Origin of the sequence: Pseudomonas sp. B14-6 (assembly GCF_013260315.1) — a bacterium.
Classification (GTDB): Bacteria; Pseudomonadota; Gammaproteobacteria; order Pseudomonadales; family Pseudomonadaceae; genus Aquipseudomonas; species Aquipseudomonas mandelii.
In genome coordinates this window covers 6030451-6053936 of sequence record NZ_CP053929.1, presented here as the reverse complement: position 1 = coordinate 6053936, position 23486 = coordinate 6030451, and the positions used below count along the sequence as shown (strand labels likewise).

Here is a 23486-nt window from a genome sequence, read left to right as displayed (position 1 = left end):
GCGGCTATTGCTGGAGACGCGCCAATGCCTCGCCGCTGCGTTTAAACCAATCAATCAAGTAGTCCGCCAACACCTGCGTGCGTTTGGGCAGTCCGCCCTGATACGGATGCACCAGGTACATCGGCATGCTCCGCGTCTGATAATCACGCAGGAGCCAGCGCAATCGCCCATCAGCCAATTCCGTTTGCAGCAGGTAGGAAGGCAACCGCGCAATGCCGGCCCCTGCCAGCGCTGCTTTTTTCAACAGGCTGTAGTGATTGCTGGCAAACGGACCCGACACCCGCACCCGCAGCAACTCGTGCTGCTGGTGATACAGCCATTCTTCGCGACCGCTGTAATGGCTGTTGAGCAGGCAGCGATGGTCGGCCAAGGCCTGGGGCGTCTGCGGCTCACCGTACTGTTCGAGATAGGCCGGGCTGGCGCAGGTCATTTCGTGCCAGGCCAGCAGAGGACGCGCGACCAAGCGTTGGTCATTGGCCACTTCGGAGCGGATGGCCAGGTCAAAACCGTCTCGGGACAAATCGTGAAAGCTGTTGTTGAGGTCCAACTCGATCTGCACCTCGGGATACTGGCGGGAAAATTCCAGCAACAAGCCATCGAAGAAGGTTTCCCCCAGCGAGACCGGAACCGTCATGCGCACCGGCCCGGCCATGTCGTCCTTCAACCGCGCCAACGCCTGACGCGCCTTCTCGACTTGAACCACCAGCGCCTGGGCTTGAGGCAACAGCGCCGCGCCCGCCGCCGTCAAACTCAAACGGCGGGTGGTGCGTTGCAACAAGACAACGGAGAACCGTGTTTCCAGCAAGCTGATGCGCTTGGACAACTGCCCCTTGCTGCAGCCCAATTGCTGCGCCGCCAGGGTGAAACTGCCCGCTTCGACCAACACCGCGAACGCCGCCAGATCATCCATCTCGCTCATGGATTGTTTCCATTTGAAAACCAAAGGTTGCCTATTAGCGCGCTTATCAATGGAAAAAACCACTCTAGACTGCAACCTCGTTCAACCACTTCGAGGAACAGCACGATGAAAATTCTTTTGATAGGCGCAGGTGGCACCATCGGTTCAGCGGTCGACAAGGAACTGTCCCAGCGCCACGACATCATCCGCATCGGCCGTAACAGCGGCGATTTCAATGTGGATATCAGCGACAGCGCCTTGATCCGCAAACTGTTCGAGCAAACCGGTAAATTCGATGCGCTGGTCTGCGCTGCCGGCAACGTGACCTTTGCACCGCTGGATGAAATGAGCGAAGAAAGCTTTGCGCTGGGCTTGAAAGACAAGCTGATGGGCCAGGTCAACCTGCTGCTGATCGGCCGTGAATTCGCCAATGACGGCGCCTCGTTCACCTTGACCACTGGCGTGCTCAGCCACGACCCGATTCGCAGCGGCGCCTCGGCGGCATTGGTCAACGGCGCGCTCGACAGCTTCGTGCGTGCGGCGGCCATCGAACTGCCCCGCGGCTTGCGGGTGAACTCGATCAGCCCGACCGTTCTGCTCGAAGCCATGGGCAGTTACGCGCCGTACTTCCGGGGCTACAAGCCGGTTCCCGCAGCGGATGTGGCATTGGCCTACGCCAAAAGCGTAGAGGGCCTACAGACCGGCCAGACCTTTCACGTCGGCTGACACACCACCCTCACTGTAGGAGCGAAGCTTGCTCGCGAAAGCGTTCTGTCATTCATGACGATGCTGGATGCACTGGTCCCTTCGCGAGCAAGCTTCGCTCCTACAGGAGATCGAACATCGCCGGGGTTGTGATGAACGGTCAGGCTGCGTAACGTGGCGGCACTTGTCTGGAGAGCCAAAGATGCGTGTTGCCCGTTCCTTAGTCCTTGTCGCCCTGCTTCCGCTGTTTGCCGCCTGCCAATTGTTTGATGGCCCGCGTGAAAGCGCCTCCCACGTGGGCCAGACCCGCCTGCAGGGCCAGTTGACGGCAGCGGACGGCAAGTTGCTGTTCCAGCCGTGCAATGAACAGCGCAGTTATGTGGTCAATGACAGCGGTGGCACCAGCGTCTTGCAAGAGGCCGCGGCCCTCGCCGATGCCCAGGGCAAGCTGTTCGCCGACGTGCGTGGGCAAATCGTCGACAGTCGCCTTGATCTTGAACAGCTGTACCGCGTCGAACGCTCCGGCGCCGCCTGCGACGATCCCAATTTCAAATTGCTGATCCTGCGCGCCGCCGGCCACTCGCCAGAGTGGAACGTCAAGGTCAGCGGCAAAGGCATGGTTATCGACCGTGCCGGCCAGCCGCCCCTGGCCGTGCCCTATGTTGAAGAACAGCTGGGCGATGGCCGTTTCAATCTCAGCACCGAAGCCAATAACCAGCACATCGAACTGTGGGTCGCGCCGCAACGTTGCGTCGACAGCACCACCGGCAGCGTCCAGCACATGAGCGCCGAGCTGCGCATCGATGGTCAGGTGCAACGCGGTTGCGGGTATTTCGGCGGCTCGCGTAACGACTGATCGTTTTTGCCTCACGGGACCGGCGTTTGGGGCTTATAATCGCCGCCTTCAAACGCCTTGGCGCAGTTGTGCGCCCCGCGAACCGGATCCCGTCATGTTACGAATCACCGAACTCAAGTTGCCGATCGACCATCCCGATGAAGACCTGCGCCCTGCCATCGTGCAGCGCCTGGGCATCGCCAGCGATGACCTGCTCGATTTCACCTTGTTCAAGCGCAGCTACGACGCGCGCAAAAAGTCCTCTGAACTGTGCTTCATCTACACCATCGACCTCACCGCCAGGGATGAGGCCGCGTTGCTGCACAAGTTCGCCGATGACCGTAACGTCAACGTGGCACCGGATGTCAGCTACAAAGTGGTCGGCCAGGCGCCGGCGGATCTTGAACAACGTCCTGTCGTCGTGGGTTTTGGTCCGTGCGGGATTTTCGCCGGGCTGCTGCTGGCGCAAATGGGCTTCAAGCCGATCATCCTCGAACGCGGCACCGAAGTGCGTCAGCGCACCAAAGACACCTGGGGCCTGTGGCGCAAAAGCGTACTCAACCCTGAATCCAACGTGCAGTTTGGCGAGGGCGGCGCGGGGACATTCTCCGACGGCAAGCTCTATAGCCAGATCAAGGACCCGAAATTCATCGGTCGCAAAGTCCTGCACGAGTTCGTCAAGGCCGGCGCCCCGGAAGAAATCCTCTACGTCAGCAAACCGCACATCGGTACGTTCCGACTGACCGGCGTCGTGGAGAACATGCGCGAGCAGATTCGCGCGCTGGGCGGCGAAGTGCGCTTCCAGCAGCGGGTCACCGACGTGTTGATCGAGGATGGCCAACTGGTCGGCGTCGAGCTCAATGGTGGCGAACAGATTCATTCGAAACACGTGATTCTTGCCTTGGGCCACAGCGCCCGGGACACCTTCCGCATGCTTCACAGCCGTGGCGTATTCATGGAAGCCAAGCCGTTCTCGGTGGGCTTCCGCATCGAGCACCCGCAGTCGCTGATCGACCGCGCACGCCTGGGCAAGTACGCCGGCCACCCGAAACTCGGGGCGGCCGACTACAAACTGGTGCACCACGCCAAGAACGGTCGCTCGGTGTACAGCTTCTGCATGTGTCCGGGCGGCACCGTGGTAGCGGCGACATCCGAGCCGGGCCGCGTGGTCACTAACGGCATGAGCCAATACTCGCGTAATGAGCGTAATGCCAACTCCGGGATCGTCGTCGGGATCACCCCGGAAGTCGATTACCCGGGCGGCCCGCTGGCGGGTATCGAGTTGCAGGAACGCCTGGAATCCCACGCTTACGTGTTGGGCGGCAGCAACTACGAAGCCCCGGCGCAGTTGGTCGGTGACTTCATCGCCGGCAAGCCGTCCACCGAGTTGGGCAGCGTAGAACCGTCCTATAAACCGGGTGTTGCCTTGGGTGATCTGGCGCTGGCTCTGCCCGCGTTTGCCATTGAAGCCATTCGTGAAGCTCTGCCGGCGTTCGAAAAGCAGATTCGCGGTTACTCGCTGCATGACGCGGTGTTGACCGGGATCGAGACGCGCACCTCGTCGCCGCTGCGCATTACCCGCAACGAGTCGATGCAGAGCCTGAACGTGAAAGGTCTGTTCCCGGCGGGTGAAGGCGCGGGTTATGCGGGCGGGATTCTGTCGGCGGGTGTCGACGGGATTCGGATCGCCGAAGCCGTGGCCCGCGACATCCTCGGCCTGGAGGCCTGAAACAACACCCCACTTGTCGGAGCGAGGCTTGCCCGCGAAGAACGATAATGCGGTCTTTTAGGAAGACCGCGTCAACTTCTTCGCGGGCAAGCCTCGCTCCTACAGGGGGGGGGTATCAGATATTCGCGCGTAAAACGTTGGCGGGAAGCGGTTCACCGCGCTCGACACTCCCCGCCACAACCTCCATCAACCCACTCAACTCATACCCTTGGGCCTTGAGCCAATCCTGGTCGTAATAGCTGGTCTCATACCGCTCGCCGCCGTCGCACAGAATCGCCACGATCGACCCCGACTCCCCCGCCGCTGCCATCTGCCCGGCCGCCATCAAGGCACCGATCAGGTTGGTCCCGCTCGACCCGCCGACACGCCGTCCCAAATGTTGCGCCAGGTAATGCATGGCTGCCAGCGACAACGCGTCCGGCACCTTGACCATCGCATCGATCACCTTGGGCAGAAACGACGCCTCGACCCGTGGCCGGCCAATGCCTTCAATCCGAGAACCATGGTCCAGTCGCAGGCTGGCATCCCCCGTCTGGTAGAAATCGAAGAACACCGAACGCTCGGCATCGGCGCACAACACGCGGGTGCAATGCTGGCGATAACGCACGTATCGACCCAGCGTCGCGGTGGTGCCGCCGGTGCCGGGGCTGGAAATCAGCCAGCTCGGCTCCGGGTGCCGTTCAAAACGCATTTGCTGGAAGATCGACTCGGCGATGTTGTTGTTTGCCCGCCAGTCAGTGGCGCGTTCGGCATAGGTGAACTGGTCGATGAAATGCCCGTCATGTTCGCGGGCCAGGCGCTCGGACTCGGCGTAGATCTGCGTCGGATCGTCGACCAGATGACTCTTGCCGCCGTAGAACGCGATCTGCGCGATCTTCTCTTTGGACGTGGTCGCCGGCATCACCGCAATGAACGGCAAGCCCAGCAACCTGGCGAAGTAAGCCTCGGAAATCGCCGTCGAACCGCTGGACGCTTCAATCACCGGCGCGCCGGGTTTGAGCCAGCCGTTGCACAAGGCATAGAGGAATAACGAGCGCGCCAGTCGGTGCTTGAGGCTGCCGGTGGGATGGCTGGACTCGTCCTTGAAGTACAGCTCGATGCCCGTAAACCCCGGGAGCGGCAAAGGGATCAGGTGGGTGTCGGCGCTGCGCTGGAAGTCGGCTTCGATGATCCGGATGGCTTCGCGGGCCCACTGTCGGTTGTCGCTCATGATGGTTTTTCTCGTTGAGTCGGCCTTCGTGCAAGGCTCAGCCCATAAGCTTAGGAAAAATCCCACGCCACGCACAGATACAGCTGAGGCCCAATACGTTTGGCAACTGCTAGGCTCATCTCCGTGCCAACCCCTCGCGCTGTAACGGTATATAACAAAAAAGAATATAACTTTTGTTTTAACAACCAACGGTACGGGTTAGGGTGTGCCACCTTTTTGATTTTTCGATGGAGAGCGACCTTGCCTCTGCGTAGCACTTTCACGCGTTTCTTTCAGTTGGAAGCTGCCAGCGGTCTGTTATTGATCGCCGCGGCAGCCCTGGCTTTGATCATCAACAACTCCCCGTTGTCGTGGCTGTACAGCAGTTTCCTCGACACGCCGGTGGTGGCGCAGATCGGTGCGCTGCAAATCGCCAAACCGGCGCTGCTGTGGATCAACGACGGCCTGATGGCCCTGTTTTTCCTGCTGATCGGCCTGGAAGTGAAGCGCGAAGTCCTCGACGGCCAGCTGTCGAAACCTTCGCAGATCGTCCTGCCCGGCGCGGCAGCGATTGGCGGCATGGTCGTTCCGGCACTCCTCTACTGGTTCCTCAATCGTGACAACCCGGCAGCCCTGAGTGGCTGGGCCATCCCGATGGCCACCGACATCGCCTTCGCCCTCGGCGTTCTCGCCCTGCTAGGCAAGCGCGTGCCGGTGTCGCTGAAACTGTTCCTGATGACCCTCGCGATCATTGACGACCTCGGCGCCATTATCGTCATTGCGATCTTCTACTCCGGCACGCTGTCGACACTTTCGCTGGCATTGGCTGCGTCGTGCATCGTCGCCTTGATCGCGATGAACCGGCTCGGCGTGGTCAAGCTCGGGCCGTACATGATCATCGGTTTGATCCTCTGGGTCTGCGTGCTCAAGAGCGGCGTCCACGCGACGCTGGCCGGTGTGACCCTGGCGTTCTGCATTCCCTTGCGCACAAAAAATGCCGAACCGTCACCGCTGCTGACCCTCGAACACGCCCTGCATCCCTGGGTGGCCTACGGCATTCTGCCGCTGTTCGCCTTCGCCAACGCCGGCCTGTCGCTCAGCGGCGTGACCATGGAAAGCTTCACTCACCACGTGCCGATGGGCATTGCGGTGGGCCTGCTGCTGGGCAAAACCGTCGGTGTGTTCGGCCTGACCTGGCTGGCCGTGAAAATCGGCATCGCCGCCCTGCCCCAAGGCGCCAACTGGGGCCAGGTGCTGGGTGTCGCGATCCTCTGTGGTATCGGCTTCACCATGAGCCTGTTTGTCGGCTCCCTGGCCTTCGAGCCGGGTGTCAGTGAATACGCCGGAATGGACCGGATGGGTATTTTGACCGGTTCGATTCTGGCGGCATTGATCGGTTACGCGGTGACAGCGGCAGCGAGCCGCAAGCGCACCGCGCTGCCATCCTGAGCGAAAGAGAACCCTCTTAACGACAATCAGGATTCGTCCTACAGCCACGTTTGACCTCGTTCGTTAACGTCGCACAGCCCCTTGTCCGGGGCTGTCGATGTGCGAGCGCAAGGAAGATCAATGGCTGGAAACAAGGATATCCCCCGGGTTAAAAACCCACCGTCCGGCGACGGACACCACGTCACTCACCGCTTCATGACGGCCTCCGACCTGGCCGAGCGGGACGCCCGACAAAACGCTTACGACGCCATGCTCGCCAGGCAAGATGCCTTCGAGCTCAGTCGTGAGATCGCCCCCAAAAAGGACGAATCGGTTCGTGCCGGATGCGTCTTCGCCAAGTCCTGCAAACTGCCGGACGCCATCATCGACTACTCGAATCCTTCGGGCATGGTGCCCACCGACAGCCTCAAGGATTACGGGGAAATCGCCTGGCTAGGTGCCCGCGAAGCGGACGATGCCGGGCTGCTGAATCTCGAAACCATCAGCGGCAGTACGCTCTCGCTCGGCATTGGCAGACTCGCGCTGAGTGCTCCGACGCTCGCGGCTCCGGTGGCCGCAATCGGTGCCGCCGGGGCCACCGCGCTGGCTACGGTGGTCGCGCTGTTCTGGACGCCAAGCTTGGGCGACAGCGCGCTGTATACCGAAGATCAGTTGCGCGCTCTGAAACAGGCCAGGACCCGCGTTCGCTTGCAGGTCGAGCAACAGGCGGATGGCCGTCTCAAGGGTTATGGCTTCTACACCGGCAAGAACCGCGGTTGGGAAATGGTTGATGTTGTGCAGTTCACCTTGCGCGACAGTCAGCAGGTGGCGGATCTAGGGGATGGGGTTGAGCTGATCTGGACACCGGCAGTGGATGGTTCGGACATTCTCGGGATTCCGGCGCTGGAGGCTGCTCCGCAAGCGCCGCATATTTGGGTGTATCCGCCGACGAAAGCGGCTGACGGGATTATTGTGAATCCGGTGTATCCGCCTGATTACAAGGATTTCATTCTTGTGTTTCCGGTGGGGTCGGGGGTGCAACCGGTCTACATCGTTCTGAGTGTCGCGGGAGACCTGAAGTACTACCCTGCGCCAACAGCATTACCAGCTTTTCCAGATATAAAACCTGCGCCGATGAAAACTTCCGTGCGGGGCGGCGGCAAAAAACGCAGACGCTGGAAGGATCCGTCAGGAAGAATTTATGAATGGGACTCACAACATGGCAAGGTTGAGTTGTACACGAAACAAGGAAAACATCTGGGAGAGTACAACCCGGAAACCGGAGAGCAGACAAAACCTGCCGACCCGGCAAGGAGAGTAGAAAAATGAAACATGTAATAGAGGTTTTCGACCGTCAGACTGAAGATCTGCTTCTTACCGTAGAGGTCCCTGCCAGTCGACGTAAAGATTTGAGAGTGCTGATGAACTGGCAGCAACCGGACGACGAATTCGACGGTCACGACTTGTCTGCAGAACAAGTAAAGGTATTGGAAGACTGGACAGGAAAATCCCTCATGGGTGCAAATAACATCGTACAACTGGTATGCACAGAATGACTCGGAGCTATCCAGATGTACGCCATGCAGTTGAGGTCTTCGATAAAAAAAAAGAGTTTTTAGTGTTTGAAGTGCCATCCCCAGGGAGAATATTGAACAACCGATACTAGTAATGAAATGGGGCGAACCAGAAGACAAAATCTATGGTTACGATCTTGATAGTGCTCAGATAACGCAGTTGGAAGCTCTGATCGGCATTACGTTCTACGACCCGCAGTACGATTTTCAGATCGGAAGCCATGCAAGCAAGTAATTTTCTACTCGCACAAAAAACCCCAACCAGTCACCCGGCCGGGGTTTCCTTTTACCACCCGTTCCCGCTTAGTGCGTAACGCGGCTCGTACCGTCAACAGTCGCAATCCGCACCCGCTCGCCCACGCGGAACACTTCATTCTCCTGAACCTGCTGCACATAGGCGCGCATGCTGCCGTCGTCTTCACGGACGGTGATTTCCACGCCTTGGGTGCGGGTCAGGCCTTCTTCAGTGGCTGAACCGAGCAGGCCGCCCGCCACGGCGCCGATGACCGCAGCGACGATGCTGCCTTTACCGCCGCCGATGGCGCTACCGCCGACACCACCGACCACTGCGCCCGCTGCGCCGCCGATCGGGGTCTTGGTGCCTTCGATTTTCACCGGACGCAAGGATTCGATGGTGCCCATGCGAACGGTCTGCACACGACGCGCTTCGTCACGGGAATAGGAGTCACCGGTCAGGCTCGATTGGCAGCCGGTGAGCAACATCGCCATCGTGGAAAAGGAAGCAACCAGCAGAACAGACTTACGCATAGCATCAACTCCAAAGGACAAGTATTCATTAAACTCCGCAGCTTGACGTCTGTCACGGCATCGCCCGGATAAAATTGGTTTCATTCAGGCTCGGTACAGGCGCCTCGGAACTCACCACACAGTAGCGGCAAACCGAAAAACCTGCCCCACTGACCCAAGGATTTTCATGGATTACTTCATCATTGTTGTCACCACGGTCGCCGGTTTGTACTTCCACTGGTGGCTGTACGTGCGGATCAAGCGCTGGATGGACCGCGATCTGGCGTTGGCGCTGGCGGGTAAAGACGAGCAGAAAAAAGCGTTCATGCTCGAGCAACTGGCAAGCGCTCAGGCGCAGAAGATCAAGCGCCGGGACCTGCCCCAGTGGCTTGAAGCCGCTGCGGCAGGCTATCCCGATCGGTAGACTGCTTAAGGTGCCAGACGTTCAAGAATCCAGTCGGCGCCTTGCAAACGGTAGTTGAGGCGATCGTGCAGGCGGCTCGGACGGCCTTGCCAGAACTCGATGCGCTCGGGTAGCAAGCGGTAACCGCCCCAGTGCTCCGGGCAGTGCGGTTGAGTGTCGCTGAAGCGTTGCTCGGTGTTCTTGAGCAGCGCTTCCAGTTCAGCACGATCGGCGATCACCCGGCTCTGGGGCGAAGCCCAGGCACCGAGACGACTGCCCAGCGGGCGGACCTGGAAATAGGCGTCGGACTCTTCAGCCGTAACCTTCACCACCCGCCCTTCGATGCGCACCTGGCGCTCCAGGGTCGGCCAGAAAAACGTCATGGCGGCGAACGGGTTTGCCGCCAGATGCTGGCCTTTGGCGCTGTCGTAGTTGGTGAAGAAGGTGAAACCCTCTTCGTCCAGGCCCTTGAGCAGCAGAATGCGGCAATGCGGCCGACCGTCCTGATCGACGGTGGCCAGGGTCATGGCATTGGCCTCCACCGGCGGTTGCTCGGTTTTTACCGCGTCCGCAAACCACTGATGGAACAGTCCGAACGGCTCGGCCGGGGCTTGCGCCTCGGTCAGACCGTCACGGGTGTAGTCGCGACGCATATCAGCCAGGCCCTGGGTCATGGCGCATTCCTTTTGGTTAACGAATCACTTCTTTGCAGCATCGGCAGCGGCGACTTTCTTGTCAGCCGCTGCGGCTTTTGCTGGGGTAGTCTTTTTCGCCGGGGTCGCGGTTTTAGCCGGTGTCTTCTTGGCTGGAGCCTTGGCGGCTTTCTTGGCCGGGGCTTTTTTCGCAGCAGGCACAGCCGCTTTTTTCGCCGCAGGTGCAGGCGTGACAGGCTTGACCACTGGCTTGACGTCCTGGGCAGCGACCAGGCGAACGGGCGCCGGAGCCGGCATGTTGTACTTGCTCAGCAACGCGACCATGGTGTTTTGCGGAGTCACCAGCAATTCCACACGACGGTTCAAGGCGCGACCTTCGTTGCTGTCGTTGGCTGCACGAGGGGCTTCACCGCCCATGCCGCGCAGCATCAGGCGATCACGCTGCAAACCGCTGAGGCGGAAGATCGCAGCGACGGCTTGCGCACGCTCCTGGCTCAGTTTGACGTTGGCCGGTGCGGCGCCCGAGGTATCACTGTGCCCCAGTACCAGGACGGCGGTCTTAGGATCGACTTCCAGGATTTTCGCGACGCGAGTGAACGGGCCTAGGGTCACGGGCAGCAACATGGCCGGACGGTCCGGGTTGAACGAGCCTTCTACCGGCGCGGTCACGACCAATACGTTTTCACGACGCTCAAGTTGCAGATTGCTGTCCTTGATCGCTTCACGCAGGCGCGGCTCGTAGTCGTCGAGCCAGGCTTGAGTGACTTTAGGATCCGGCATCGGCACGGCTTTGGCGGTGGGTTGATCTTTACCCCCGAACGGCCACCACCACTTTCCACCGGCTTCAGCTTCAGCCTTGGCCACTTCGACAGGCTTGGCTTCGGGTTTTACTTCGGGCTTTTTGTCGAGCGCTTCATCGGAGCCGAACGGCCAGTACCAAGGGTTGGAACTTTCAGCTTTGGTCACTGGAGCCGCGGCGGCCGTTTTCAAAGGAGCTGGGGTCGGGGCCGGAGCCGGCTCTTTCGCCGCGACTTTGTCGGAGGAGCCGAACGGCCACCAGCTGCTGCCATCCGAATCACTTTGTGGGGTCTGTGCACAACCGGTGATCGCGACACACAGGGCCAAGGCAAGGGTGGTTTTATTGAATGACATTGGATATCCACAAAAATGAAATCATAAAAAATCAGGCCGGCGTGACCGGATAAACAGACGGTTGGAAACCATAATGGCCTTCGGGTTCCGGCCCTGGAGCCCGAGAGTGCGTATTACAGACAAGTGGCCAGTACCCGCGCAAGCTTCTGCGCGCGCGGATCCATCAAGACGTAAGGCCCCAGTGTATTTGTCACAAATCCGAAGGCCACATCATGTTCCGGGTCAGCAAAACCGATGGAGCCGCCAGCGCCAGGGTGGCCGAATGCACGCGGGCCGAGGCCGTAGGTCGCATTGGGAACGTCCGGTTGATCGAGCATGCAACCCAGGCCAAAACGGGTCCGGGTCAATAAAGTCTTGTCTTCGCCAAGGCTGTGTTCGCGGGTCAGCTCCTCGAGCATTTCGCTTTCCAGCAGGCTGCCATCAAGCAGGCCGGCGTAGAAACCAGCAAGGCTACGGGCGTTACCGTGGCCATTGGCGGCGGGTTGTTGCATCCGGCGCCATTCGGGTTTGTTGGTGCTGGTCATGATCGACGGCGGGTTAGTGAAGGCCCGGGTGGTCATGGCGGTCGGCTCGCGCATAGTCACTTGCAGCAAGCGCTGGGCCGCCGCATCGCCAACGTTGCCCTTGCCGCGGGCGATGTGCGCCACGCGATGGAACTCTTCGTCCGCCAGGCCCACATGGAAATCCAGCCCTAACGGCTTGGCGACCCGCGCCACAATCGATGAGCCCGGCCCACGACCGTCGGCACGGCGCAGCAACTCGCCCACCAGCCAGCCATAGGTGATTGCCGCGTAACCGTGGCCTTCGCCCGGTGTCCACCACGGCGTTTCGGCAGCAAGGGCATCGACCATGGTGTACCAGTCGTAGAGCGCTTCGGGTGCCAGCAACTCGCGCAGTGCCGGCAGACCGGCCTGATGGCAGAGCAACTGGCGCAAGGTGACGGAGTCTTTGCCGGCGGCGGCGAATTCGGGCCAGTAGCGCGCCACCGGGGCATCCAGTTGCAGCTTGCCTTCGGCCACCAATTGCAGGGCGGTGACGGCAGTGAAGGTCTTGGTGCAGGAGAACAGGTTGGCGATAGTGTCGCTGTGCCAGGCTTCAAGGCCATCCTTGTCGGCGGTACCGGCCCAGAGGTCGAGGACGGTTTCGCCACCGACCTGGATGCACAACGCCGCACCACGTTCCTGAGGATCGTCGAACAGCGCCGCGAACGCTTCGCGTACTGCTTCGAACTTAAGCTCGTAATGACCCTGAATCTGCACCCGCAACTCCCCGAAATCTACAAAGTGGCCCGCATTGTTCCAGCCATTGAAGGTTTTGGGAACAGGCGTGAGCCGGGCGGTCGGTTGCCCGTGGATTGGATCAGAAATTTGTCGTCAGGCTCGCTCCCCAAGGATCACGCAGGACCATGGTGGGAGCGAGCCTGCTCGCTAAAAACGATAACGCGGTCGAGCAGGACTCAGTGACCGTTGGCCGAATGGCCGCCGGCATGGCCCACGCCTTTGCCCGCATCACCTTTTTTACCGCCCTCGCCTTCATGGCTGGCTTTATCCGCTTCAGCCTTGGCCTTCTCAGCCTCCTTGCCCAACTGGTCAACGGTCGCCAGGTTGCTCTTGCGCACGCTGTCGACAAAGCCCTGGAACGGCAGATCGGTAATGCCCACCAGGCCAAAGTGACCGTTCTCGCCATCCAGCAGACGTCCGGTCACCGGTTGATCGAGGTACTGGAACCAGTGCACGCCGACAATCGACGGTTCGCTCAACGCCTGTTTGAGGAAGTTGGCATAAGCCGGGCCACGGTCTTCTTCCTTGGCCAACTGCGTCACGCCGCCCCAGAAAGGACCGCGATCAGCGGAGCCGAAGTTGAACTCGGTGATCAGCACCGGTTTGTCCAGGCTGCGCAATTTGGCGAAGTCATAGCCGTCTTGCGGTTGCAGGGTGTACATGTTGAAGCTCAGTACGTCGCAGTACTGGGCGCAGGACTCAACGGCTTCCGGGGTGCTGGTGGCGAAGCGACCGCCCAGCAGCAACTGGTTCGGAGCGTGCCACTTGAGCGAATCGGAAAGGGTCTTGAAGTAGGTATCGGCGAAGACCTTCTGGAAGTATTTGAAATCAGCCTCGATTTCCGGGTGTTCGGCGCTCGGCAGCGGCGGCACGAAACCCGGGTCTTCCATCAATTCCCAGGCCGGCAAGTCGATGCCCCAGGCCTTGGAAAGGCCGGCCTGATTGCGGTATTTGTCGCGCAATTGCTTGAGAAACGCCCGTTTGGCCGGCACGTCGGTGGTCATTTTCAAGGTGCCGTAGGCCAGTGCGTAACGGGCTTTCGGATCGTCGCCGGGGCCGGCCCAGGCCAGTTCGTTGTCGGCGAAGTAACCGATTAGCCAGGGATCGTCGCGATGGTCGCGGGCGGCGATGGCCACGGCGCGTTCGGTGGCCATGGCGAAGCGTGGGTCGAACGGGTCGGGCATGCCGCCCCACCAATCGGTGCCGGTGCTGATGCTGGCGTAATCGCCGACGATCGACAGCGGCAAGGTGTACGGCACACGGTCAGCATTGGCCAGCGCCGGAGCGCTCCAGTTGCCGACCGTGTTGAAACCCCAGGCTTGCAGGCGGTCCAGGGTATGGCTGGCCCAGCGTTGTTCATCAACCACGGCTTTGCAGGGTTCAGCAGGTTTTTGCTCGACGGCTTTGGCGACGGTCGCTTCCTCCGCGCCGGTCTTGGCGGCTTCGGCGACGCCGGATTCGGCAGTCGTAGGTGCGACAGGTTGCTCGGCGGCCTTGTCGGCCGTGGCCTCGACCGCATCAGCCTTGGCCGCTTCGGCGACACCGGCCTTGGTGTCGCTGCCCAGCGCGCACGGTTCGCCGTACAGGCGCTGCAAGTTAGCGCCATAGAAATCGTACCAGCGACCGGCGTTATAACCACGGCCCTGATCGGCGCCGTTGCCGCCACGGTTGTCGCCTTCGCCATAATGACTGGCCAAGGGTTCTTCCGGTTTTGGCAGGGATTCAAACATCCACTCGCGGCCGGCGATGTAGGTCTGGTTGACGTTCGGGGTAACGGTATTGACCCCCAGCGAATAGAACGGATGCCCTTCCGGGGTCACCAGGTACCAGCGACCGTCACGTTTTTCCGTGCGGAAAAAACCGCTGGCCTTGAACGTCGGGCCTTTGTTCCAGCCGCCGAACTTGTCCAGGGATAACTTCTGGCGCTCGGCGAGCCAGGTTCTGGTTTGTTGCTGCTCTTTGGCGGCGGCGCTTTTCAGTTGCTCATCGCTACCGACCTTCTCCGGCCATTTGGCCCGGGTCGATTGACCGTAAGCGTCCACCAGGCCGCCGTATGCCGCCTTGGTCACCGCTTCACCGTCCTGCACGCCAAAGCGCTCAAGCAAGATACTTTGGGCTACTTTCGGCTGATCCATCGACAACGTCACCGACACCACCTGGCTGCGATCCAGCTCACCGGCGCTGCTGGCCAGCAATACCCGTTGGCCGTCAAACGTCATCGGCATCGGCGGCCCGGCCTTCATGCCCTGGCTCAGCGGCGAACTCGGTTGCAGCGGCACCAACAGGGTCTGCGCCGGTCCGGCCGGCAAATCGACACGACTGATCAGGGTCTTGCCATCGTTGCTCTGGATTTTCACGTACAGGGTCACGGCCCAGTCCATCGCGCTCTGAATGCGCAAGCTCATGACACCTGACTGGGACCAGTCCCAGGCGCCGGTTTGCGGGGTCAGACGCAAGGTCGGTTGCGCCACCGGGTTGAACGTCACCCGACGCAGCACTTCACCTTCGGCCGTTTGCTCCGCATTGGATTGCGGCAGGCTGGCATCCTGAGTTGCCACCTGGACCACATCGGCGGGGCGCACAAAGTTGAACAGCGTCTGTTGGCCGGCAGGGGCTGCCAGCAAAGGGGCTGCGAACATCAGGGCGAAAACAGCAGGCAACGAACAGCGAATCATAGGAACGTGTTTCTCCCGAACGACCCTCAATGGGCCAATGGAAAGGTGGTGGCTGAACGATAGACAACGCGGTGGGCAAAAAAGCCCACCGGTGTTTCAGGAAATTTCGCGACGGAATGGCGGCAATGCGTTGAGGATTGCTTTGCCGTAACGCTGGGTGACCAGGCGCCGATCCAGCAGGGTGATGGTGCCGCGGTCTTCCTCGGTACGCAGCAAGCGACCGCAGGCCTGGACCAGTTTCAGCGAAGCGTCGGGCACGGAGATTTCCATGAACGGATTGCCGCCACGGGCTTCAATCCATTCGGCCAGGGCCGCTTCGACCGGGTCGTCGGGCACCGAGAACGGAATCTTCGCGATCACCACGTGCTCGCAATACGCACCGGGCAAGTCGACCCCTTCGGCAAAACTCGCCAGGCCGAACAGCACGCTGGAGTCTCCGCCATCAACACGCGCCTTGTGCTTGTTCAGGGTTTCCTGTTTCGACAGGTTGCCTTGAATGAACACTTGCTTGCGCCAGTCGCGGTCCAGGCCGTCGAACACGTCCTGCATCTGTTTGCGCGAGGAGAACAGCACCAGGGTGCCGCGCGAACCTTCCACCAAGGCTGGCAAGTCACGGATGATCGCGGCGGTGTGGGCCGGTGCGTCACGCGGGTCGGCTTTCAGGTCCGGCACCCGCAACACACCGGCGTCGGCGTGATGGAACGGGCTCGGGACCACGGCAGTCACGGCTTTTTTTGGCAGGCCGGCACGCATGCGGAAACGGTCGAAGGTGCCGAGAGCGGTCAGGGTCGCCGAAGTCACCAGTGCGCCATAAGCGACGTTCCACAGGTTGCGCCGGAGCATTTCCGCGGCGAGGATCGGGCTGGCATTGACCTCGATGTCGAACAGCGAACCGCTTTCGGCCAGGGTCAGCCAGCGGGCCATGGGCGGGTTGTCTTCCGGGTCTTCAGCGGTGAACGCGACCCACAATTCCCAGTTGCCCGAAGAACGGGACAACAGGCTGCCGAACAGCGGATACCACTCTTCGGCCTGGTTGCTGGCGATGCCGATATTGACCTCGCCGTCCATGCCTTCCTTGAGCAGTTCGGTGAGCCGGGTGAACAGGTCGGTCAGACGGGCATAGCCCTTCTTCAGCTCGACGCCCATTTCGCGCATGTGCTCGGGAATCACCCCGCCGACGAAACGATGTCGCGGCCGTTCGCGGCCTTCGACGTCTTCGCCGGGCTTGAAATCGGCCACCTGCTCGCACGCGGTGAACATGAACTGCTGCTGGGTCTTGATCTCGCGAGCCAGCTCCGGCACCTGCTCGATCAACTTGCCCAGGTCACCCGGCAGCGGATGCTGGGCCAGTAGTTTGGTGAGGTTCTTGGCAGTGGTTTCCAGCCAGTCGGCGGTGGAACGCAGGCGCGTGTAGTGGGCGAAATGGCCGATGGCCTTGTCCGGCAGGTGGTGGCCTTCGTCGAATACGTAAATGGTATCGCGCGGGTCCGGCAGCACGGCGCCGCCGCCCAACGCCAGGTCTGCCAGGACCATGTCGTGGTTGGTGACAATCACGTCAACCTTGCCCATGCCTTCGCGGGCCTTGTAGAAGGCGCACTGGCCGAAGTTGGGGCAATGACGGTTAGTACACTGGCTGTGATCGGTGGTCAGGCGCGCCCAGTCGGCGTCTTCCAGGGCGGTGGACCAACTGTCGCGGTCGCCGTCCCATTTATTGCCGGCGAGCTTCTCGATCATGCTGGTGAAGAGCTTCTGACTGGCCTCATCGACCTCGATCTTGAAACCTTCTTCTTCGAACAGCTGAGCCGTGGCGGTTTGCGCGTGACCTTCCTGGAGCAACATGTCGAGCTTGGACAGGCACATGTAGCGCCCACGCCCCTTGGCCAGGGCGAAGCTGAAATTCAGCCCGCTGTTGCGCATCAGGTCGGGCAAATCCTTGTAGACGATCTGCTCTTGCAGGGCCACGGTGGCCGTGGCGATGACCAGGCGTTTGCCGGCGGCCTTGGCGGTGGGTATCGCCGCCAGGCTGTAGGCCACGGTTTTACCGGTACCGGTGCCGGCTTCCACCGCGACAATCGCGGGGTCGCCACTGCGCCGGCCTTCGTCGTCGGTGTCGATGTCACCGAGGACTTTGGCAATTTCGGCGATCATCAGGCGTTGGCCGTAGCGCGGTTTGAGGCTCTTGGCTTCAAGAAAACGCGAGTAGGCGCCCTGGATCGTGGTTTTGAGTTCGGTGCTGATCATGGATTGTCGGGCGCAAAAAACGCTGGATAAATTTTCAGTGGTTCGTATGGGCCGCTATCATACCCCGCTAATTAATCCCGCGCAGAACGGAGTACCTCAATGACACCTTTTGGCATCGTTTACACCCTGCACGTCCTGTCCGCCCTGGTGTGGGTCGGCGGTATGTTTTTCGCCTGGATGGTCTTGCGGCCTGCAGCGATGAAGGCGCTGGAGGGGCCTGCCCGTTTGAAGCTGTGGGTGGAAGTGTTTCAAGGTTTTTTCCGCTGGGTCTGGGTCGCGGTGGTGCTATTGCCGATCAGTGGCGTGGGCATGATTCATCTGCAATACGCCGGGTTTGAGGCGGCGCCGCGGTATGTGCAGGTGATGATGGGCTTGTATGTGGTGATGACCGCGCTGTTTATCCGGATTCAAGCGTTGCTGCTGCCAGAGTTGCGCACGGCGGTGGGCGCACAGGATTGGCCGACCGGGGCTGCGACGCTGGGGAAGATTCGCAAACTGGTGGGGATCAATTTGATTGTCGGGTTGGTGCTGGTGGCGATTGCTGCGGCCAGACCGATGTTCTAAAGCAAACAGTACAACTGTGGCGAGGGAGCTTGCTCCCGCTGGGTTGCGAAGCGGCCCCAAAATAGGACTGCTGCGCAGTCCAGCGGGAGCAAGCTCCCTCGCCACAGGATCTCGGTCGTTCTTACAACCTTTGAACGGTCACCGAACCCGCCGCACCCGCAGGCCCCGGCTGTCCATCAATCCCAGGACGACCGCTTTTGCCGCCATCGGCCTCGTAAACGAGGCAGCCCTTGGCCTTGCCGCCCGCGCCCGGCTTGCCGCCAGGCCCCGCGATGCCACCGGCACCACCCGCCACCTGAACCTTGATCTGTTCAGCCGGATAATCCCGTGGCACTTCCAGCCTGACCAGCGCCCCCGGCGCCCCCGGCTGACCATCACTGCCATTGCTGCCATCGGCACCGCGGCCGGCCTGGCCCCATGTGCAACCCGGCGCCTGACCGTTGGCCCCATCGAGGCCGACAAAACCTGGCGCGCCCGCGCCACCGCGAGCGTCTACCGACAACAGCGGTGCATTCAGTGCCTTGATCTGCAAATTCAGGTTGCGTCCGGAGCGAGCGGCCTTGAGGTAAGTCCCCGGCGCCCCACGAGCCGTGATCTGGCTGCCTTCAGACAATTCGGCACGACTGACTTTCAACTCCAGTACCTGTTCACTTGGCACGATGGCGATCCGCGCCTCACGCCCCAGATGCAATTCGCCGACGGTGACTTCGGTCACGTTCGAAGGAATCAACAAAGTGCCGTAATCGGCGACTTCCAGGCGTTCAAGCTGCAAGGTGCTGGCGGTGTTGGGCAGGCGCATCAATGAATTGGTTTCGACACTGACCACCTGGGCGCAGGCCAATGGGCTGATGAGTGCGGCGAGCAGACAGAGTTTACGCATGGGAAGCCTTCGATACGGTCGGAGCCGGGAGGGTTTGCAGGTGGAATACGCCGAAAAACAGGATCTTCAAGCGATCACGCCAAGGGTGGGCGCGACCTCTGAGGCTGCGGAAACAGAACACCGCCTCAAGCAGATGAAGAGACGCCAACACGCCGCCAGCCAGATTGACCAGCAGGTGCAACGGATTGACAAACGGCATCAGCAGATTGACCAGCACCACCAGCCAAAACAGCAGGGTCAACAACTTCCCCAGCCCCCAAAACACCTTCATACGCCCCCCGTTGAGAATTATTCTTTGCGCGCACAGTAACGGCTTCCGCGAGGGATAAGCCAGAGGGCAACAGAAAATTCTTCATGAAGGCCGCCGAATGGCCGTCGAATCAACAGCCACTGTTGTCCGACGGCTCTATTTCGGGGCTTAGCGATTAATGTGTAACTCCACCCTACGGTTTTTCGCGCGTCCTTCATCCGTTTCGTTGTCGGCCAACGGCTGGCTTTCGCCTTTGCCTTCGCTGGTGAGTTTGCTCGGCGCAATGCCCTGGCTCAACAGATAAGCCGCCACACTGCTGGCGCGACGCTCCGAAAGTGCCTGATTGTATTCATCCGAACCGACGCTGTCGGTATGACCGATCACCTTGATGCTCACCACATCGGCGAATTGCAGTTTGGACATCAGCGAATCCAATTGACTCTGCGCGGCGGGACTCAGGTCAGACTTGTTGAAGGCAAACAGCACGTCGCTGGGCAGCGTGATGACTTCGGGCTCAACAACTTCGACAGGTTTCACGCTGGCCGGGTACTGCGGCAGCGGACAACCATGGTGTTCGACAGGCGTATTGGCCGGGGTATCGGGGCAACGATCACGCCGATCGAAAACGCCGTCTTCGTCCTCATCGCCATCCTGGGCGTAACAGATCAAGCCACCGGTCAAGATACCGAGTGCTGCGCCACCGCCTGCCCAGCCGGCACTTTCAATCGCGCCCAGACCGCCGCCGACCAGTCCGCCGATGAGGCTGCAGATCGGCCAGGTACGTTGATTGAGAGGGGCGGTGCCATCGCTGTGAGTGGCGCAACCGGTCAACAGGCTGCCTAGCAGCAGAACCGGCAAGACGGTCCTTGTGAGAACGCTCATTGTAAAAGCTCCTGTGTTACCGGCCCATACCGGTTACACAGGAGTAAAGACCCGCATCCGCGACTGCACAAGCCGCGGAGCGGATGGGACTTAGCGGTTGATTTTGATTTCCGTGCGACGGTTCTGCGCACGGCCGTCAGCGGTTTTGTTATCAGCCACCGGCTGGCTTTCACCGGCACCGGTCACAGACACGAAGCTGCTGCGTGGGACGCCTTGCTGGATGAGGTATTCAACCACCGAGTGAGCACGCTTATCCGACAGTTTCTGGTTGTAGGTATCACTGCCCACGCTGTCGGTATGGCCGGTCACGGTCAATTGAGCGGTGGAGGCTTCCTGTTTCAGGCGCGTGGCGATTGTGTTGAGTACATCTTTATCGGCAGGCGTGAGTGTGGCTTTGTCGAACTGGAAGTGGACATCGCGGATGACAATGACTTCTTCCTTGACCACCACGACTTCTTCGACCACTGGCGCAGGTACCGGTGGAGGGCAGCCGTCGGCATCGACCTTCACGCCTCGAGGCGTACCCGGACACTTGTCGCGACTGTCCGGCACACCATCGCCGTCTTCGTCGCCATCGCCATGCACCCAGCAATAAGCCGCGGCGAAACTGCCGACGGCCAGCGCGCCATACCCCGCCCATGCCGTACTCTCGGTCGCACCGAGACCCGCACCGATGACACCACCGACCCCTGCACAGGTCGGCCAGTCGGTTTTCTGCAAACCTGCGCAACCAGTCAACACACTGGTTAGCAGAACCAAGGGTAATGCTGTCCGAACTATGCTCATCTAGTTTTCTCCTGAGGGATCGGCTTGAAACCGATTCAGGGAGTAAAGACCGGAGTTTTAATCTCCGCCAGCAATAGGCCACCGCTGTTTAGTCACGTATTCACGGCCGTTCGCCGATTTTGGTGCAAACCCGCTCTAGGCCCGCACGTTTGGGCAGGCTAGTCTTGGTGCTCTTTTTGAGGAACTCTGATGATTGCAGGTATTTCTTCGCGCACGCCCCAGCAGGCGTTGGCCGCTTTGCTTGATCGATACGCCCCCGCGCGCCTGTTGTTGATCGGCGCCAGCGAATTCCCCGCACTTGAGGCGTTCAAGCTCGCGCACCCGGACAGCTGCGTGGCGCATGCGGCACCGGGTGCACTGCCGGCCGAACTGGCGGCGCGCCGCTTTGATCTGGCGCTGGTGGTCGATTGCCTTGAACACCTGCCAAAGCGTGACGGTCTGAATCTTTTAGGCGGGATCCGTAATCTGAACGCCAGCCGCATTGCGGTGCTGGCGGATTTGCCGGCCAGCGGCTGGCAGGAGACGGATTTCTTTTCCCTGGCCTTGCAAGCCAGTGAACGCTTCCAGCGCGATGAACAAGTGCTGACGCTGTTCACCTACGATCTGCTTGACTATAAACAGGTGCCCGACTGGCTCAACTCGCGGTTCTGGGCCAATCCGGAAAACTTCGGGAAATATTGGTGGTAACGCAATGAGTACATCCATTTGCCCTTGCGGCAGCGGCACCCTGCTCGATGCCTGCTGCGGCCATTACCATGCCGGGCATCCGGCGCCGTGCGCCGAAGCCTTGATGCGCTCGCGCTACAGCGCCTATGTGCTGGGTTTGATCGACTATCTGGTGGCAACCACCCTGCCCGCGCAACAGGCCGGCCTGGATCGTCAGTCCATCAGCGACTGGAGCGCGCAAAGCACCTGGCTGGGTCTGGAGGTGGAAAGCTCCGAGGTATTGGGCGGTCAACCGGAACACGCATTCGTCACGTTCACCGCACGCTGGCACGACGGTGGCGGAGAACACAGCCACCGCGAGCGCTCCTCGTTCGTGCAGAACGGCGGGCACTGGTACTTCATCGACCCCACCGTGCCACTCAAGGCCGGACGCAACGATGCCTGCCCGTGCGCCAGCGGGCAGAAATTCAAGAAGTGTTGCGCGGGGTATTTCGGCGCGTGAGGTGATTCCAAAGGGCTAGACTGGCGTTCTATGGAGAAACACGACCATGATCACCCGGCGCCTTGCACTTTTTCTCTTCACCTCGCTCCTCTTTCTGGGGCTCGGCGGCTGCGCGTCCTGGTTCGGAGACGATCTGCCGGACCCGCAGGTGCACCTGGTGAAGGTTGAAGTGGTCCGCGCCAAACTGCTGGAGCAGAAATTCATCCTGCACTTTCGCGTCGACAATCCCAATGACAGCGACCTGACGGTGCGCGGCCTCGAGTACCGTATTCACTTGGGCGACATGCTGCTGGCCGAAGGCGAGCATGAACACTGGTTCACGGTCGGCCCCAAACGCAGTGCCTATTTCAAGGTGCCGATCCGCACCAACCTGTGGCCCAAGGTGCGGGACCTGGTGAAAATGCTGAAAAAACCCGATCAGCCCATCCCCTATCGTCTGGAAGGTGAAATGGAAACCGGTTTATTCATCGCGCACTACGTGCACCTGGCGCGCAATGGCGTGATAATCCCCGCCGATTTAATTCCGGAGCAAAACCGATGACCCAGCAACCCCATGTCCATGGCCCTGACTGCAACCACGATCATGACCATCACGACCACCATGATCACGACCACGGCCATGTCCACGGCCCGAACTGCGGCCACGCCCACCAGGAACCGGTGCGCAACGCCCTGAAAGATGTCGGCCGCAACGACCCTTGCCCATGCGGCAACGGCAAGAAATTCAAGAAGTGCCACGGCGCTTGATGCTTCGGGCGAAGAACTTCTTCGCCGCTTGAATCGACTTCGCGAGCAAGCCCGCTCCCACATTGGTTCTGTGCACGCATCCCCCCTGTGGGAGCGACGGTGCGTCGCTCCCACACGGAACTCAGCCAGCCTTCAATATCTGTGCAGTACTCACGACCGTCGCATATTCCCCGTGCAAATTCCCCAGCGACATCGCATGCACTTCCTCGGCTGAGTGCGCATGGCCAAAATAATCGGCCTTGTCGAACGTAAAGCACGCATCCTCCGCCACCCACGCGTCAAATCCCAGATTCCCGGCCGTTCGCGCCGTGGACTCCACCGAGTTATGGGTCGCAACGCCAACGATGATCAACTGCTCGATCCCCGCCTCGCGCAAACTCGCCTCCAGCCCGGTCGCACAAAATGCATCCGGTACCTGTTTCTGAATCAGTTGTTCGCCGGCCTGGGGCATGAAGCGTTCCTGAAACTCAACGCCTGCTTGCTGCGGCCAGAACACCGATTCCGGTGAACGGGACAGGTGCTGCACATGAATCACCGGCCGTCCGGTTCGCCGCCAATACGCCAGCAAATCGACAATTCGTTCCTCGGCCTGAGGATTATTTCGGCGACCGAGCCGGGGCTGCAAGATGCCTTTTTGTTGGTCGATGATGATCAGTGCTGCGTTGGTCTTAAGCTCCATGCCGACTTTTCTCACAACAGG

General features: G+C 60.5%; 25 protein-coding genes. 12 read left to right on the top strand and 13 right to left on the bottom strand.

Annotated elements, in window-relative coordinates; all coding sequences use genetic code 11:
* Positions 1-4: 4 nt before the first annotated feature.
* Positions 5-919: a LysR family transcriptional regulator gene (locus HP062_RS27620; RefSeq protein WP_172792354.1), complete on the bottom strand. Its 915-nt coding sequence runs from the start codon at positions 917-919 to the stop codon at positions 5-7.
* A gap of 105 nt (positions 920-1024) precedes the next feature.
* On the opposite strand from HP062_RS27620, the gene HP062_RS27615 reads away from it, so the two are divergent.
* From HP062_RS27615 to HP062_RS27605, 3 genes are all read left to right on the top strand, one after another.
* Positions 1025-1624, top strand: a complete 600-nt coding sequence (locus HP062_RS27615; protein WP_172792353.1) for a short chain dehydrogenase — start codon at positions 1025-1027, stop codon at positions 1622-1624.
* A gap of 181 nt (positions 1625-1805) precedes the next feature.
* Positions 1806-2459: a COG3650 family protein gene (locus tag HP062_RS27610; RefSeq protein WP_010462597.1), complete on the top strand. Its 654-nt coding sequence runs from the start codon at positions 1806-1808 to the stop codon at positions 2457-2459.
* Between the two features lie 94 nt (positions 2460-2553).
* Positions 2554-4167: an NAD(P)/FAD-dependent oxidoreductase gene (locus HP062_RS27605; protein ID WP_077749565.1), complete on the top strand. Its 1614-nt coding sequence runs from the start codon at positions 2554-2556 to the stop codon at positions 4165-4167.
* A gap of 115 nt (positions 4168-4282) precedes the next feature.
* Here HP062_RS27605 and HP062_RS27600 read toward each other — a convergent pair whose 3' ends face one another.
* The gene (locus tag HP062_RS27600; protein WP_172792623.1) at positions 4283-5380 is read right to left on the bottom strand and encodes a PLP-dependent cysteine synthase family protein; all 1098 of its coding nucleotides are present in this window, start codon (positions 5378-5380) and stop codon (positions 4283-4285) included.
* A 237-nt stretch (positions 5381-5617) separates the two neighbouring features.
* Between HP062_RS27600 and nhaA the strand changes: the two genes are divergently transcribed.
* The 3 genes from nhaA (at position 5618) to HP062_RS27585 (ending at position 8340) form a co-directional block, all read left to right on the top strand.
* Entirely contained in the window at positions 5618-6805 is a 1188-nt protein-coding gene (gene nhaA / locus HP062_RS27595; protein WP_010462602.1) for a Na+/H+ antiporter NhaA, read from the top strand.
* Between the two features lie 120 nt (positions 6806-6925).
* Positions 6926-8113 carry a colicin E3/pyocin S6 family cytotoxin gene (locus HP062_RS27590; protein ID WP_172792352.1) on the top strand — a complete coding sequence of 396 codons (1188 nt, stop codon included), beginning with the start codon at positions 6926-6928 and terminating at the stop codon, positions 8111-8113.
* A complete protein-coding gene (locus HP062_RS27585; protein WP_172792351.1) occupies positions 8110-8340 on the top strand; it encodes a hypothetical protein in 231 nt (76 codons plus the stop codon). Before HP062_RS27590 ends, HP062_RS27585 begins: the two co-directional genes overlap by 4 nt.
* Positions 8341-8661: 321 nt before the next feature.
* Here the strand turns inward: HP062_RS27585 and HP062_RS27580 are convergent, their stop codons facing one another.
* Complete coding sequence (locus HP062_RS27580; RefSeq protein ID WP_010462609.1) at positions 8662-9126, bottom strand: glycine zipper 2TM domain-containing protein; 465 nt, start codon at positions 9124-9126, stop codon at positions 8662-8664.
* A gap of 166 nt (positions 9127-9292) precedes the next feature.
* On the opposite strand from HP062_RS27580, the gene HP062_RS27575 reads away from it, so the two are divergent.
* On the top strand, positions 9293-9529 hold the full coding sequence (locus HP062_RS27575) for a hypothetical protein (RefSeq protein WP_077749569.1): 237 nt from the start codon (positions 9293-9295) through the stop codon (positions 9527-9529).
* Between the two features lie 5 nt (positions 9530-9534).
* On the opposite strand, the gene pdxH is transcribed toward HP062_RS27575, so the two are convergent.
* The 5 genes from pdxH to dinG form a co-directional block, all read right to left on the bottom strand.
* Positions 9535-10182: a pyridoxamine 5'-phosphate oxidase gene (gene pdxH, locus HP062_RS27570; RefSeq protein ID WP_010462613.1), complete on the bottom strand. Its 648-nt coding sequence runs from the start codon at positions 10180-10182 to the stop codon at positions 9535-9537.
* Positions 10183-10206: 24 nt separating this feature from the next.
* Entirely contained in the window at positions 10207-11313 is a 1107-nt protein-coding gene (locus HP062_RS27565) for an OmpA family protein (protein ID WP_172792350.1), read from the bottom strand.
* A 113-nt stretch (positions 11314-11426) separates the two neighbouring features.
* On the bottom strand, positions 11427-12572 hold the full coding sequence (locus tag HP062_RS27560; RefSeq protein ID WP_077749571.1) for a serine hydrolase domain-containing protein: 1146 nt from the start codon (positions 12570-12572) through the stop codon (positions 11427-11429).
* Positions 12573-12769: 197 nt separating this feature from the next.
* Positions 12770-15268 carry a beta-galactosidase gene (locus HP062_RS27555; protein ID WP_172792349.1) on the bottom strand — a complete coding sequence of 833 codons (2499 nt, stop codon included), beginning with the start codon at positions 15266-15268 and terminating at the stop codon, positions 12770-12772.
* 96 nt (positions 15269-15364) lie between these two features.
* The gene (dinG, locus tag HP062_RS27550; protein WP_077749573.1) at positions 15365-17509 is read right to left on the bottom strand and encodes an ATP-dependent DNA helicase DinG; all 2145 of its coding nucleotides are present in this window, start codon (positions 17507-17509) and stop codon (positions 15365-15367) included.
* A 99-nt stretch (positions 17510-17608) separates the two neighbouring features.
* On the opposite strand from dinG, the gene HP062_RS27545 reads away from it, so the two are divergent.
* Positions 17609-18073, top strand: a complete 465-nt coding sequence (locus tag HP062_RS27545) for a CopD family protein (RefSeq protein ID WP_083374886.1) — start codon at positions 17609-17611, stop codon at positions 18071-18073.
* Between the two features lie 121 nt (positions 18074-18194).
* Here HP062_RS27545 and HP062_RS27540 read toward each other — a convergent pair whose 3' ends face one another.
* The 4 genes from HP062_RS27540 to HP062_RS27525 form a co-directional block, all read right to left on the bottom strand.
* Positions 18195-18953 (bottom strand): collagen-like protein, encoded by a 759-nt coding sequence (locus tag HP062_RS27540; RefSeq protein ID WP_010462626.1) that lies wholly within the window; start codon positions 18951-18953, stop codon positions 18195-18197.
* A complete protein-coding gene (locus tag HP062_RS27535; RefSeq protein WP_010462628.1) occupies positions 18946-19224 on the bottom strand; it encodes a DUF1145 domain-containing protein in 279 nt (92 codons plus the stop codon). Before HP062_RS27535 ends, HP062_RS27540 begins: the two co-directional genes overlap by 8 nt.
* Positions 19225-19371: 147 nt before the next feature.
* The gene (locus HP062_RS27530; RefSeq protein WP_010462630.1) at positions 19372-20085 is read right to left on the bottom strand and encodes an OmpA family protein; all 714 of its coding nucleotides are present in this window, start codon (positions 20083-20085) and stop codon (positions 19372-19374) included.
* A 90-nt stretch (positions 20086-20175) separates the two neighbouring features.
* Complete coding sequence (locus tag HP062_RS27525) at positions 20176-20871, bottom strand: OmpA family protein (RefSeq protein WP_083374888.1); 696 nt, start codon at positions 20869-20871, stop codon at positions 20176-20178.
* A gap of 189 nt (positions 20872-21060) precedes the next feature.
* On the opposite strand from HP062_RS27525, the gene HP062_RS27520 reads away from it, so the two are divergent.
* Genes HP062_RS27520 through HP062_RS27505 form a run of 4 tightly spaced genes read left to right on the top strand, consistent with a single transcriptional unit; the run spans position 21061 to position 22786 of the window.
* Positions 21061-21558: a DUF6231 family protein gene (locus HP062_RS27520; protein ID WP_010462634.1), complete on the top strand. Its 498-nt coding sequence runs from the start codon at positions 21061-21063 to the stop codon at positions 21556-21558.
* Positions 21559-21562: 4 nt separating this feature from the next.
* Complete coding sequence (locus HP062_RS27515; RefSeq protein WP_083374889.1) at positions 21563-22039, top strand: YchJ family protein; 477 nt, start codon at positions 21563-21565, stop codon at positions 22037-22039.
* A gap of 46 nt (positions 22040-22085) precedes the next feature.
* A complete protein-coding gene (locus HP062_RS27510) occupies positions 22086-22580 on the top strand; it encodes an LEA type 2 family protein (RefSeq protein WP_010462638.1) in 495 nt (164 codons plus the stop codon).
* Positions 22577-22786, top strand: coding sequence for an SEC-C metal-binding domain-containing protein (locus HP062_RS27505; RefSeq protein WP_007906737.1), 210 nt, complete (start codon positions 22577-22579; stop codon positions 22784-22786). Before HP062_RS27510 ends, HP062_RS27505 begins: the two co-directional genes overlap by 4 nt.
* A 121-nt stretch (positions 22787-22907) precedes the next feature.
* On the opposite strand, the gene HP062_RS27500 is transcribed toward HP062_RS27505, so the two are convergent.
* On the bottom strand, positions 22908-23465 hold the full coding sequence (locus tag HP062_RS27500; protein ID WP_083374892.1) for a cysteine hydrolase family protein: 558 nt from the start codon (positions 23463-23465) through the stop codon (positions 22908-22910).
* Positions 23466-23486 lie beyond the last annotated feature (21 nt).

Excerpts from the sequence above, each read along its gene's own strand:
- HP062_RS27620 (WP_172792354.1), bottom strand. The coding sequence starts at position 919 with ATGAGCGAGATGGATGATCTGGCGGCGTTCGCGGTGTTGGTCGAAGCG.
- HP062_RS27615 (WP_172792353.1), top strand. The coding sequence starts at position 1,025 with ATGAAAATTCTTTTGATAGGCGCAGGTGGCACCATCGGTTCAGCGGTC.
- HP062_RS27610 (WP_010462597.1), top strand. The coding sequence starts at position 1,806 with ATGCGTGTTGCCCGTTCCTTAGTCCTTGTCGCCCTGCTTCCGCTGTTT.
- HP062_RS27605 (WP_077749565.1), top strand. The coding sequence starts at position 2,554 with ATGTTACGAATCACCGAACTCAAGTTGCCGATCGACCATCCCGATGAA.
- HP062_RS27590 (WP_172792352.1), top strand. The coding sequence starts at position 6,926 with ATGGCTGGAAACAAGGATATCCCCCGGGTTAAAAACCCACCGTCCGGC.
- HP062_RS27585 (WP_172792351.1), top strand. The coding sequence starts at position 8,110 with ATGAAACATGTAATAGAGGTTTTCGACCGTCAGACTGAAGATCTGCTT.
- HP062_RS27580 (WP_010462609.1), bottom strand. The coding sequence starts at position 9,126 with ATGCGTAAGTCTGTTCTGCTGGTTGCTTCCTTTTCCACGATGGCGATG.
- HP062_RS27575 (WP_077749569.1), top strand. The coding sequence starts at position 9,293 with ATGGATTACTTCATCATTGTTGTCACCACGGTCGCCGGTTTGTACTTC.
- pdxH (WP_010462613.1), bottom strand. The coding sequence starts at position 10,182 with ATGACCCAGGGCCTGGCTGATATGCGTCGCGACTACACCCGTGACGGT.
- HP062_RS27565 (WP_172792350.1), bottom strand. The coding sequence starts at position 11,313 with ATGTCATTCAATAAAACCACCCTTGCCTTGGCCCTGTGTGTCGCGATC.
- HP062_RS27555 (WP_172792349.1), bottom strand. The coding sequence starts at position 15,268 with ATGATTCGCTGTTCGTTGCCTGCTGTTTTCGCCCTGATGTTCGCAGCC.
- dinG (WP_077749573.1), bottom strand. The coding sequence starts at position 17,509 with ATGATCAGCACCGAACTCAAAACCACGATCCAGGGCGCCTACTCGCGT.
- HP062_RS27545 (WP_083374886.1), top strand. The coding sequence starts at position 17,609 with ATGACACCTTTTGGCATCGTTTACACCCTGCACGTCCTGTCCGCCCTG.
- HP062_RS27540 (WP_010462626.1), bottom strand. The coding sequence starts at position 18,953 with ATGCGTAAACTCTGTCTGCTCGCCGCACTCATCAGCCCATTGGCCTGC.
- HP062_RS27535 (WP_010462628.1), bottom strand. The coding sequence starts at position 19,224 with ATGAAGGTGTTTTGGGGGCTGGGGAAGTTGTTGACCCTGCTGTTTTGG.
- HP062_RS27530 (WP_010462630.1), bottom strand. The coding sequence starts at position 20,085 with ATGAGCGTTCTCACAAGGACCGTCTTGCCGGTTCTGCTGCTAGGCAGC.
- HP062_RS27525 (WP_083374888.1), bottom strand. The coding sequence starts at position 20,871 with ATGAGCATAGTTCGGACAGCATTACCCTTGGTTCTGCTAACCAGTGTG.
- HP062_RS27520 (WP_010462634.1), top strand. The coding sequence starts at position 21,061 with ATGATTGCAGGTATTTCTTCGCGCACGCCCCAGCAGGCGTTGGCCGCT.
- HP062_RS27515 (WP_083374889.1), top strand. The coding sequence starts at position 21,563 with ATGAGTACATCCATTTGCCCTTGCGGCAGCGGCACCCTGCTCGATGCC.
- HP062_RS27510 (WP_010462638.1), top strand. The coding sequence starts at position 22,086 with ATGATCACCCGGCGCCTTGCACTTTTTCTCTTCACCTCGCTCCTCTTT.
- HP062_RS27505 (WP_007906737.1), top strand. The coding sequence starts at position 22,577 with ATGACCCAGCAACCCCATGTCCATGGCCCTGACTGCAACCACGATCAT.
- HP062_RS27500 (WP_083374892.1), bottom strand. The coding sequence starts at position 23,465 with ATGGAGCTTAAGACCAACGCAGCACTGATCATCATCGACCAACAAAAA.